Here is an 11,972-nt window from a genome sequence, read left to right on the forward strand (position 1 = left end):
TTGTGATACTGTCACTTAAATTTTGCGCCATCGCGCCAATGCTGCGGCGAAGGTTATAGAGAAAAGGGTTCTATGAAGACCTTCAGATTGAGACAGAATGCGTCGATGCTGGCCCTCGCCGGTCTGCTCGCGGTCTTCGCCAACGGCCGGCCCGTTGGTGCCGTTGAAAGCGATACGCCCTCCGACGAATCCTATCAGCTCGAAGACAGCGACAGCCTGCTCGGCAGCTATCTGGCGGGCCGTCTGGCGCGCAGCATCCGGGATAATGAAGCCGCCGCGCAATATTACAAGGACGCGCTGGAGAAGGACCCGCACAGCAAGGAAATCCTCGAAGAGGCTTTCCAGCTCAAGGTCGCCACGGGCAAGTTCAACGAAGCGCGCGATCTGGCCCGCGAACTCGTCGATCGCGAGGACGAGCATAAGGTCGCCAGTTTCTTCCTCGGCATCGAGGCTTTTGCGAAAAAAGATTACGGCACGGCGGACAAATTGTTCCAGGCGGGCGGCACCGGCCCCATCGCCGACCTGACCGCCAATCTCGCCCGCGCCTGGATCGCGCTTGCCCGCGATCAGTCGAAAGCCGCGATGAAGCTGACCGGCGGCACCGGCGCCACCCAGACCGAAGGCTCGCAGCACATCGAGCTGCTGCACCGCGCCATGATCGCGGACCTCGCCGGCCAGCGCAAAACCGCCGCCTCCGCCTACAAGAAGCTGCATGAGAAGACGCCGCGCAATGTCCGCGTTTCGGTCGCCTATGCGCGGCACGCGGCCTATTGGGGCGACAAGGCGCTCGCCAAGAAGATCCTCGAGCCGCATATGAGCACGTCCTCGCCGAACCCGCTGGTTCAGTCGCTGGCGGACGAGATCGATGCGGGCAAGAAGCCGGCGCTCAACGTCGCCAGCCCCGCCGAAGGTCTGGCCGACGTGTTCCAGGGCATCGGCGAGGCGCTGGCGGGCGACGGCGTCGTCGATGCCGGGCAGATCTATCTGCAGCTCGCGCTCTACGCCAAGCCGGATTACACGGTCGCCCATTACGCCCTCGGCGAGTTGTACGACCAGATGAAGAATTACAGTGCGGCGGCCGACAGCTTCCACATGGTGCCGCGTTCTTCGCCGCTTTGGCTGAATGCCCAGCTCCGCAAGGCCTACGATCTGAACTCGCTGGAGAAGATCGATGAGGCCAAGACGCTGCTGAAGGAACTGGTCGCCGCCTACCCGGCCGACATGCGCGCCTATTACACGCTCGGCAACCTCCTGCGCGGCAACAAGGAATATCCGGAGGCCGTCACTTTTTACACCCAGGCCATCGAGCGGCTGGGGGCTTCGGACAAGTCGCATTGGTCGGTCTATTACGCGCGCGGCGTCTGCTATGAGCGCATGAAGGATTGGCCCAAGGCCGAGGCCGATCTGAAGAAGGCGCTCGACATCGATGCGAACCAGGAGCTGACGCTCAACTATCTCGGCTATAGCTGGGTCGACCAGAACCTCAATGTCAAAGAGGCGATGGAGCTGATCCGGCGCGCCGTGCAGAAGCGTCCCAATGACGGCTATTTCGTCGACAGCCTGGGCTGGGCCTATTACCGGCAGGCCGATTTCCAGCAGGCGGTGAAGCAGCTCGAGCGCGCCGTCGAGCTGAAGCCCGACGATCCGGTCATCAACGACCATCTGGGTGATGCCTATTGGAAGGTCGGACGGCGTCTGGAAGCGCAGTTCCAGTGGAAGCAGTCGCTCGACCTGAAGCCGGAGCCCGAGGACGAGAAGAAGATCCGCAAGAAGCTGGAATCGGGCCTGATCGAGGATCCGAACACCCGCGCTTCGCTGGAGAATTCGGAAACGCCGCCGGCGCCGCAGCCGAAGTGAGCGGAGAGGGGATCGCGGGCGCCGAGGCGCCTGGGTCTCGCCGGCGCGTCCGGCCGCGCGCCGAGCTTGCGCCCGCCAAGATCAATCTGACGCTCGAGATCCGTGGCCGCCGCCCGGACGGCTATCACGAGCTGGAAAGCCTCGTGCTGTTCGCCGATTTCGGCGACCGGCTGGAATACCGGGCGGGCGGGCCGTTTTCTCTGGACATTGAAGGGCCATTCGCGGCCGGGCTGGACGGCGAGGGCAATCTGGTCGAGCGCGCCGCGCTGGCGCTCTGGCGCTCGCGCGGCGACGAGCCGGCCGGTCGGTTCCGGCTGGTGAAATCGCTTCCTGTCGCGGCCGGGCTCGGCGGCGGATCGGCCGATGCGGCGGCGGTGTTCCGGCTGCTGGCGGCGAAAGGAGCGCGCGGCAAACTCGATGCGCTGGTGCCGCTTGCCGGCCAAATCGGTGCCGACGTGCCATGCTGCCTGCTCTCGCGCGCCGCCATCATGACCGGCATCGGCGAGCGCCTGCACCCGCTGGCGCCGATCGAACCTGTCCCCGCGGTGCTGGTGAATCCGATGCTGCCCCTGGCGACCCGGGACGTCTTCCGCGTGCTGAGCGCCGAGCCGCTGTCCAAAGCGCCGCTCACCGCGCCGGTCCTCCCCAAGATCAGCAGCCTGGCCGATCTCCTTGCCTACGCGCGCGGCCGTGGCAATGACTTGGAAATTCCCGCGCGCCGTCTGCTCCCGGTCATCGGCGACGTGCTGACGGCGCTTGCCGGAGCGCGCGGCGCCCTGCTCGCCCGTCTCTCCGGCAGCGGCCCGACCTGCTACGCCCTGTTCGCCACTCAGGCGGAGGCGACGGCCGCCGCCACGGCGATCACCGATGCCCATCCCGGCTGGTGGGTGCAGCCGGTGAATCTGAGCTGATCCCGCCTGCGATTTGGGCCTACCACCTGTCCGAAAGGCGTAGGAATTTACGCTGATGCCGCGCTGCACAACTCTTTCGCCCTGCAGCGCAACCGATGCCGCAATTCCCGTCTGTGCGGCTTTTATTTTCCATTTATACTGGTTCCGCATGATCGGATTGCGTGAATTATGAAAACTGCTTTTGCGCTTTGCGCCGTCGCCCTGGTGGCGGCGCTGCTGTCGGCTTGCGGCAGCACGTTGCCGGAAAATGCCGCGCTGGCGCTCCAGCCGCTCGGCGCGAAGGCGTCGCGGCTCAAGCTGGTCCGCACCGACGAGCCGACGGCTTCAAGCGCACCGGCAAGGATCAGGATCGACGGCCGCGAGCTGGGCAGCCTCGGCATCGGCCAGTCGACGATCCTCGATGTCTCCTCCGGCGCGCACAAGATCGTCGTCGATTATTGGGGCCATCCGAATGTCTTCGCCGTCACGCTGGTGGCCCAGCCCGGCATCGTCTACACGCTCGAAATCGCCCCGCGCCCCGATGTCGTCAAGGCGGGTCTGGTTGCGGGCGGTATCGGGGCGCTGACGCAGGCGTCGGCCAGCGAACATGGCGGCGCGTTCCAACTCCGGGTCATCAAGGCCGAGCCGTTCAGGAAGTGATCGGCGCGTGGCTTTTGTGGATGGCGTCGCGCATATCCGTGTCGTCCAGACTGATCCAGCTCCCGCAAAAAAACTCCCCTCGTCGGCCGTACGGAAGTCACGACACGGTCGACCGGCTATGTTCGTCGAATAAACCCACCTGCGCCCGTCTAAGCTGGCGAAGAAAACCCGAATTCTTGTCACAAATGACGATTGCGTCAGCAATCCCGCGTGTTAAGATCGCGGCTGGAATTCGGCGTTGCCGGATCGGCTCCGCCGTTCCAGTCCCCATGAATGCACAGACACGCGGAAAGGCGAGGGTTCGGGGCCCTCGCCTTTCTGTTTCTATTTCGCGTCCAGGCCCAGTTCGCCGGCGATTTCGCGCGCGATGTGGAAGCCGGTATTCGCTGTCGGGACACCGGCATAGACGGCGGTCTGCATCAGCAATTCCTTGACCGCCTCGAGGCTCAGCCCACCTTCGAGCCCGGCGCGCAGATGAAGGCGGTATTCGTCCCAGCGGCCCATCGCGGCGGTGATCGCCAGCACCAGCAGGCGCCGCGTGTCGGTGTCGAGGGCGGGCCGCGTCCAGATCTCGCCCCAGGCATAGCGGGTGATGAAATCCTGGAACTCTGAAGTCAGGGGCGTGCGGTTGGCGAGCGAGCGATCGACATAGGCATCGCTCAAAACCTCGCGCCGCCGCGCAAAACCGGCCTCCAGCCGCTCTTTCTCATCCATGGCCGTCTCCTTGAATTTCTAGACCCGCCTCCGTTCTGCCAGCTAGCGCGGCACCCCGCACGCATAAAAGCGGCGGACCTCGCGGCCCGCCGTCTCGGTTCGACCGGATGATGCGCGGCGTCGGCGCCGCGCTGTCATTTAAGCGGCGGCAATTCCGGCGCCGGGCGGTTCACGTAATAGTTCACGCCGACCTTGATGAGATGCAACTCGTTGTCGTGCTGATAGAGGTCGCCGTCGACATCGCTGGAGATGTTCTTGCCGAAATCGGCATACATATACTCCGCCTTCAGCCGCAGATTGCCGCGCAGCGCATATTCGATGCCGCCGCCGACGGTCCAGCCCGTGTCGGTGTGCTTCGAATTGGTCACGCTCGTGTCGTCGATGAAGAAGATGCCATTGTCCAGCTTGTCGATGTCGGCGGCGAAATTCTTGATCTCGGCAAAGGCCACGCCGCCCTTCGCATAGATCAGCGAGCGATAGAGCGGCACGCCGATGCGTCCGGTGACCGCGCCGTACCAGCCATAGCGGATGCCGGCCACGTCGCTATCGGTGATCGAGCGCTCCTTGCATTCCTCGTCGTTCATGTCGATGTGGGCGGCGTCGCCCTCGATGCCGACGATCAGGCCGCGGACCGGGAAGTTGAAGCCGATCTGGGTGCCGCCGGCCCAGCCGCTGCCGTCATAATCGAAAGGATCGCCGCAATAGCCCGCCGGTTCGCAGGCGAAAGCACCGTTGACGACCGGCACGCCATAATCGACGGAGGTCGACTGGTCGCGGGCGAAGGCGGCGAAGACGCCGAGATAGGGACCGGCCCACATATAGGGATCGGCCTCATAGCCCCAGCCGATCGCGGCAGCCTCGGCGGCGCCCGCGCCGAGATGGTAGTTGACGCCGAATTTGACGCTCTGGATTTCGTTGCGGAACTGGTAGCCGTCGCCATCCACGTCGCGCAGGATTTCGCGGCCGAAATCGGCGAACATATATTCGGCTTTGATGCTGAAGGCCGGCGTCAACGCATATTCGATGCCGCCGCCCAGCGTCCAGCCGACGTCGGTGCCGTGTTCGCGGACGGTGCTCAAGGGGTCCAGATACCAGAAGCCGCTGCCGGTGAAGAAGGCTTCGTCCTCATCGGAGGCGAAGTCGCTGCGTTCGGCGAATATGGCGCCGCCCTTGACGTAGAACAGCGCCCGGGGCGTGGCGACGCCGAGACGGCCGGTCAGGGTGCCGTACCAGCCATAGTCGACGCCGGCGATGTCGCGGTCGACAAGCCGATCGCGGATCTTGGTGTTGTCGGCATCGATGCGGCCGAGATCGCCTTCGACACCGAAGACCAGCCAGTCATATTGGAAGTTGTAGCCGAGCTGAATGCCGCTGATCCAGCCATCCGCGCCATAGTGAAAGATCTTGCCGCAATAGGGCACGACGGCCGGTTCGCAGGCGAAGGCGCCGTCCGAGACAGGCGGACCGTAATCGACGACCTTGCTGTCGTCCCAGGCGCGGCCGAAATGCGCGCCGATATAGGCGCCGGCCCATAGTGGCGGCAGCGGCAGATCGGGCAGGTCCTTGATGCTGACGGGGGCAGGCGCCGGCTCGTGCTGGCCATCCGCCCAGGCAGAGGCGGGCGAGAGGACGGCGGCCAACAACGCACAGCGTTTCGCCAGGATACTGACGCGCATTTCACCCTCCGCCCGTTTTTTATTTTTGTTGGGAAACGCGACTCAGTGGGACGACCTTAGAAACGCAACCGGAGGATGTAAACGGAAAGCGCTGGTTTGACGCGGCGGCCGGCGGCTGTGTGGTCAGTCCGGCAACAGGTCCGAGAGGTTTCCCGCGAGTCGCGCCTTGCCGGCGGAGGGGAGTTCTATGATCGTCCCTGTGGGCATGAGTCGGACCTGCAAGCTGCCCGCCGGCAGCTTGCAGGTCGTTCTCGGTGCATTGAGCCTCAATGCGTGTCGGGCCGGAGATCCCAGTGAGCTCGGGACTGGCTCACGGCTAGCGGTCTGTGACCTCCACTAGCAAGGGCGGGTATCGACGAGTCGAGGGCTGCTTCGGGGCTTGGCGCAGTTTGCACCAACGGTGAGGGAGACAGAGGGAGCGAGCCGTTCTTCTGCGTCGAGGGACCATCGGGCCTGACGTGTATATTTATGCTTTCTCAATTTTAGGTTGTCAAAGCGACGAATCAGTTTTCCCCGATTCTCACAGGCGGTTCTTTAAATCGTTGGGCGGCCATTCATCAACGCGCCGATAAATTTTTCCATCTTATGGACTTCGCGCCGCGAAGGCGTATTCTGCCGGCCGAAAAGGCTTTTTGCTCATCTGCCCAGACGAATACGCGTTCCCTCCAAAGCTGGTAAAACAGGGATATTCAATGTCGTTCCCGTTGCGTTTGGCGTCGCTCTTCGCAGCGCTGGCCTTGGCGGCCATCGCCCTCATGCCCTCCCTCTCCCACGCTCAAACGCAGCCCTTCTTTCACGACGACACGGAACGCTCGGCGAACGAGTTCGAAGCCTATCTGAAGGCGCAATGGCCGAGCGAGGGCAACACCGCCAAGGGCTGGAAGACCCGTGGCCAGGCGTCGATGAAGAGCAACGATCCGCGCCGCGCCACCGGCTATTTCGCCTCGTCCGTGGTGCTGGACAAGAACGCGGCCGACACCTGGCTCGAACTCTCCCGCGCCTATCTGGCGATCCAGACCGAAGATTCCAACGAGAAGACCAGCTTTTGGCGCAATGCCGGCTCGACGGCCTATCTCGCCTATCTGCGCGCCAAGACGCCGAGCGTGAAGGCCGCCGCGCTTTCGAGCCTTGCCGAGAGCTTTGCCGCGCGCTCACTGTGGCGCCCGGCGATCGACGCCTATAAGGGAAGCCTTGCACTGCTCGACGATGCCGACGTGCGCAACGCCTTCAACCAGATGGTGGCCGAGCACGGTTTCCGCATGCTCGACTATACGGTGGACAGCGACGCCGCCGCGCCACGCCTGTGCATCCAGTTCTCCGAGACGCTGGCGGGCGGGCGCATCGATTTCGCCAAATTCGTCTCGGTGAACGGCGAGGACCCGGCCGGCGTGCGGGTGCAGAACAACCAGCTCTGCATCGAGGAATTGCTGCATGGCCGGCGCTACGAGGTGAAGGTGCGCGACGGGCTGCCCTCCGCCGTCGGCGAAAATTTGGCCGGCGCCGTCGACCTGACGGTCTATGTGCGCGACCGCAAGCCCGCCATCCGCTTCACCAATTCCAATTACGTGCTGCCTCGCTCGGGACAGCAGGGCATTCCGGTCGTCGCCATCAACACCAAGGCGGTGAAGATCGGCATCTATCATGTCGGCGACCGGCGCATCGCCAATGAGGTGCTCGACGGCTCCTTCGGCCAGCAGATCGACAGCTATCAGGCCGAGGAGATCAAGAACAGCAAGGGGCGGCTGCTCTGGACCGGCTCGATGCCGGTGAAGACCGAGCTGAACCAGGAAACCACCATCGCCTTCCCGATCGACGAGCTGCTGCCGAATTTGCAGCCCGGCCTTTACGTCATGACCGGCCAGCCCGACGATGGCCGCGAACCGGCGGCGGACAGCGCCGAGGCGGGCAATGACTACGGGATGCGCGCGACGCAATGGTTTGTCGTCTCCGATCTCGGGCTGACGGCGATGAGCGGCGCGGACGGCGTGCATGGCTTCATCCGCTCGCTCGCCGACGCCAAGGCCAAAAGCGGCATCGAAGTCCGGCTGCTGGCGCGCAACAATGAAGTGCTGGCGACGGCCAAGACCGACGACAAGGGCTATGTCCGCTTCGAGTCCGGCCTGACGCGCGGCACCGGCGGCTTGGCTCCGGCGCTGATGGTCGCCCGCGCCGAGGATGGCGATTACGGCTTCCTCGACCTGACCAAGGCGGCGTTCGACCTCTCCGACCGCGGCGTCGGCGGACGCCAGACGCCCGGTCCGCTCGATGCGATGCTGTTCGCCGAGCGCGGCGTCTACCGCCCCGGCGAAAAAGTCTACCTCACGGCGCTGCTGCGCGACGGCATGGGCAAGGCCGCGCCCGGCGTGCCGCTGACGCTGAAGATCTTCCGCCCCGACAATGTGGAGTTCAGCCGCGAGATGACCGCCGATGCGGGCGATGGCGGCCGCAGCTTTACCCTGGCGATCCCGGCGAGCGCGATGACCGGCACCTGGCGGGTCAGCGCCCACGCCGATCCGAAAGGCGCCTCCATCGGCGATCTGGCCTTCCTGGTCGAGGACTACACGCCCGAGCGGCTGGAGATGTCGCTGGCGCCGGGCAATAAGGTGATTTCGGCCGACACGCCGGTCAATGTGAAGATCGACGGCCGCTATCTTTACGGCGCGCCCGCCTCCAACCTCTCGCTCGAGGCCGAAGTGAATGTTGCCGCGCGCAGCGGCGGCCCGGACGGCTTTGCGGATTATTCCTTCGGTCTCGAAGACGAGACCTTCGCCCCGCAGCGCAACCCGCTCGAAAATCTGCCGCTGACCGACGCCTTCGGCTCGGCGCAGATCGAGGCCAAGCTGCCCGCGCTCGCCCAGACCACCAAGCTGCTCGAGGCCGACCTGATCGTGCGGCTGCGCGAGCCCTCCGGCCGCGTGCTGACGGAATCGACCAGTCTGGATGTGCGCCCGGCCAAGCCGTTCATCGGCATCAAGCCCGAGTTCAAAGGGGGGCATACGGCCGAGACCGGGGGCGCGGCTTTCGACATCGTCGTGCTCGACCGCGACGGCAAGCCCGCCGCGATGAAGGGCTTGAACTGGGAGCTGTCGCGGCTGGAAACGCGCTTCCAATACTACAATCGCGACGGGCGCTGGGATTACGAGGCGGTGCAATATGTGCGCAAGGTCTCGAACGGCACCGTCGATGTCGCCCCCGGCCAGCCCTCCCGCATCAGCACCGCACCCGATTATGGTCGCTTCCGGCTGGAAGTGACCGCCCCCGGCGCGCAGGCGCTGCCGGCCAGCGTCAGCTTCTCCTCCGGCTGGTACGTCTCCGAGACCGGCGAGACGCCCGACATTCTCGACGTCGCGCTGGACAAGCCGAGCTACAAGGCGGGCGAGGATGTCAACGTGCAGCTTTCGCCGCGCATGGCGGGCGAAGCCATGGTCGCCATCGTCAGCGACCGGCTGCTCGCCATCCAGACCGTCGATGTGCCCGCCAGCGGCGCCAGCGTGCGTTTTAAGGTCGGCGAGGACTGGGGCGCGGGCGCCTATGTCATGGCCGAGCTCTACCGGCCGATGGACGCCGCCGCCAAGCGGATGCCGAGCCGCGCCATCGGCGTGAAATGGCTCGGCTTCGACACCAGCGACCGGACCATCGGCGTTTCGCTCGCCTTGCCGGAGACGACGCGGCCCAACCAGCGGCTCACCATTCCGCTGACGCTCGCAGGTCTCGCAAGCGGCGAGAAGGCGCGCGTGACGGTCGCCGCCGTCGATGTCGGCATCCTCAACCTCACCGACTACAAGGCGCCCGAGCCGGACAAATATTATTACGGCCAGCGCCGGCTCGGCACAGAGATCCGCGATCTCTACGGCAAGCTCATCGACGGCATGCAGGGCGTGCGCGGCACCATCCGCTCCGGCGGCGACGGCGCGGGCGGCGGCATGTCGATGCAGGGCCGGCCGCTGAATGCCGAGCCGGTCGCCTTCTATTCCGGCATCGTCGATGTCGGCGAGAACGGCAAAGCCGAAGTCAGCTTCGACCTGCCCGCCTTCGACGGCACGCTGCGCGTCATGGCGGCGGCTTGGAGCGGCGGCAAGCTCGGCCATGCGACGAAGGATGTAACCGTCCGCGACGCCGTCGTGGTGCAGGGGACGCCGCCAAAGTTCCTCATCATCGGCGACAAATCCGAGCTGCATCTGAGCGTCCAGAATGTCGAGGCCGGCGAGGGCGAATTCACCGTCGCCGCCGTGCCCGAAGGCGGCACGTCGATCCCCGACGGCTCGGCGCGCCAGCAATTCCCGCTAAAGAAGGGCGAGCGCAAGAGCCTCACACTGCCCGTCAGCGGCGACAGCCTCGGCAAGGCGACGGTTCAGGTCCGCGTTGTCGGCCCCGGCGGCGTCACCGTCGAGCGCAACTATGCCTTCCGCGTCGAGCCCGCCGCGCCGAACGTCACGCGCCGCAGCCTCGAAGCGCTTGCGGCCAATAGCGGCTCGCTGCGCCTCACCGCCGACCTGATCGCCGATCTCATCCCCGAGACCGCGCGCGTCACCGTCAGCGCCGGGCCGGAAGCCTCGCTCGATGTGCCGGGCCTGTTGATGTCGCTCGACCGCTACCCGCTCGGCTGCGCGGAGCAGACCGTCAGCCGTGCGCTGCCGCTGCTCTATCTGAACGAGGTGGCGGACGCCGTCGGCCTCGCGGGCGAGACCGGCGCCAAGGAGCGCATCCAGGCGGCCATCGACCGGCTGGCGCTGTTGCAGGATTCCAGCGGCTCCTTCGGCCTGTGGTCGCCCGGCAGCTATGACCTGTGGCTGACGGCCTATGTCACCGACTTCCTCACCCGCGCGCAGGAGAAGGGCTACAAGCTCCGCTCCACCATGGTGGAAACGGCGCTCGACCGGCTGAAAAACTCCGTCAACTACACGGCGGAATTCCAGAAGGGCGGCGAGGAACTGGCCTATGCGCTCTATGTGCTGGCGCGCTCCGGCCGGGCCGTGGTCGGCGATCTGCGCTACTATGTCGATGAAAAGCTCGGCAATTTCGCAACGCCCCTGGCGCAGGCCCAGCTCGGCGCGGCGCTCGCCATGTATGGCGACAAGGAGCGGGCGGAGCGCGCCTTCAACATCGCGCTCGAAGCCATGAAGCCAGCGGTCAGCCCCGCCTTCGCCGCCAGCCGCACCGATTACGGCACCGCCCTGCGCGACAGCGCCGCGACGCTGACCCTGATCGCCGAAACCCGGATGCTGCCGCAAGCCGTGCCGGGCATCCTGCGCGACGTCACCAACCGCCGCGCCGCGACCGGCACGACCAGCACGCAGGAGAATGCCTGGCTGCTGCTGGCCGCGAAATCGCTGATCGACCAGAGCCGCGGCAGCACGCTCGATGTCGACGGCAAGCCTGAGCCCGGCCCGGTGCAGCGCGTGCTGAGCGCCGCCGACCTGACCCGCGCGCCACTCGTCATCAAGAACACCACGGCGCAGCCGATTTCCGCTTCGGTGATCGTCAACGGTGCCTCGGTGACGCCGGAGCCTGCGGTCTCATCCGGTTTCAGCATCGAGCGTCAGGTCTACGCGCCTGACGGCAAGGCCATGCAGCTCGACCGGGTGAAGCAGAACGACCGCGTGGTGATCGTGCTGAAGGTGACGGAGACGGAGGCCAAGCTCGGCCATATCGTCGTCGAGGACCGGCTGCCGGCGGGCTTCGAGATCGAAAATCCGAAGCTGATCAAGGGCGCCGATCTGCGCGCCTTCGCCTGGCTCGATGCGAGCGCCTCGCCCGCCTACACCGCCTTCCGCGACGACCGCTTCACGGCCGCATTCACCCAGACCGCCACCGGCAACCGCCCGCCCGCGACCTACACGCTCGCCTATGTGATGCGCGCCGTCGCCCCGGGCAGCTACACCCATCCGGGCGCCTATGTGGAGGACATGTACCGCCCCGAGCGCTTCGCCCGCACCGCGCCGGGCAAGGTGGAGATTCTGCGGTGATGGAGACGGAAGCGTTCGCAATGCACTCGGAGAGAATCCCCCCGAAAGCGGGCACCCAGCACGACGAGGCGCGAGCGGTTGTGGTGTGAGGTCGCATATAACCCCTCTCCCAGGGGGAGAGGGTGGCGCGAAGCGCCGGGTGAGGGGGTAATGCCTATCCGTGAGGCGACGTCCGTCCTACCGAGAGGCATTACCCCCTCACCCCAACC

6 protein-coding genes are annotated in these 11,972 nt (G+C 65.6%); 4 read left to right on the forward strand and 2 right to left on the reverse strand.

Annotated elements, in window-relative coordinates; genetic code table 11:
• Window positions 1-72: 72 nt before the first annotated feature.
• The 3 genes from BLEFHOIH_RS10885 to BLEFHOIH_RS10895 all read left to right on the forward strand — a co-directional run bounded on the left by BLEFHOIH_RS10885 (window position 73) and on the right by BLEFHOIH_RS10895 (window position 3,407).
• On the forward strand, window positions 73-1,857 hold the full coding sequence (locus tag BLEFHOIH_RS10885) for a tetratricopeptide repeat protein (RefSeq protein WP_088345295.1): 1,785 nt from the start codon (window positions 73-75) through the stop codon (window positions 1,855-1,857).
• A complete protein-coding gene (locus BLEFHOIH_RS10890; RefSeq protein ID WP_280950387.1) occupies window positions 1,854-2,768 on the forward strand; it encodes a 4-(cytidine 5'-diphospho)-2-C-methyl-D-erythritol kinase in 915 nt (304 codons plus the stop codon). The genes BLEFHOIH_RS10885 and BLEFHOIH_RS10890 overlap by 4 nt, the downstream gene beginning before the upstream one ends.
• A 168-nt stretch (window positions 2,769-2,936) precedes the next feature.
• Window positions 2,937-3,407, forward strand: a complete 471-nt coding sequence (locus BLEFHOIH_RS10895; protein WP_088345296.1) for a hypothetical protein — start codon at window positions 2,937-2,939, stop codon at window positions 3,405-3,407.
• Window positions 3,408-3,731: 324 nt separating this feature from the next.
• Here BLEFHOIH_RS10895 and BLEFHOIH_RS10900 read toward each other — a convergent pair whose 3' ends face one another.
• On the reverse strand, window positions 3,732-4,121 hold the full coding sequence (locus tag BLEFHOIH_RS10900) for a carboxymuconolactone decarboxylase family protein (protein ID WP_088345298.1): 390 nt from the start codon (window positions 4,119-4,121) through the stop codon (window positions 3,732-3,734).
• 134 nt (window positions 4,122-4,255) lie between these two features.
• Window positions 4,256-5,797 carry an outer membrane beta-barrel protein gene (locus BLEFHOIH_RS10905; RefSeq protein ID WP_088345300.1) on the reverse strand — a complete coding sequence of 514 codons (1,542 nt, stop codon included), beginning with the start codon at window positions 5,795-5,797 and terminating at the stop codon, window positions 4,256-4,258.
• A 692-nt stretch (window positions 5,798-6,489) separates the two neighbouring features.
• On the opposite strand from BLEFHOIH_RS10905, the gene BLEFHOIH_RS10910 reads away from it, so the two are divergent.
• Entirely contained in the window at window positions 6,490-11,763 is a 5,274-nt protein-coding gene (locus BLEFHOIH_RS10910) for an alpha-2-macroglobulin (RefSeq protein WP_088345302.1), read from the forward strand.
• The last annotated feature ends 209 nt before the right edge of the window (window positions 11,764-11,972 follow it).

Origin of the sequence: Rhodomicrobium sp. R_RK_3, from assembly GCF_002198715.1 — a bacterium.
Taxonomy (GTDB): domain Bacteria; phylum Pseudomonadota; class Alphaproteobacteria; order Rhizobiales; family Rhodomicrobiaceae; genus R-RK-3.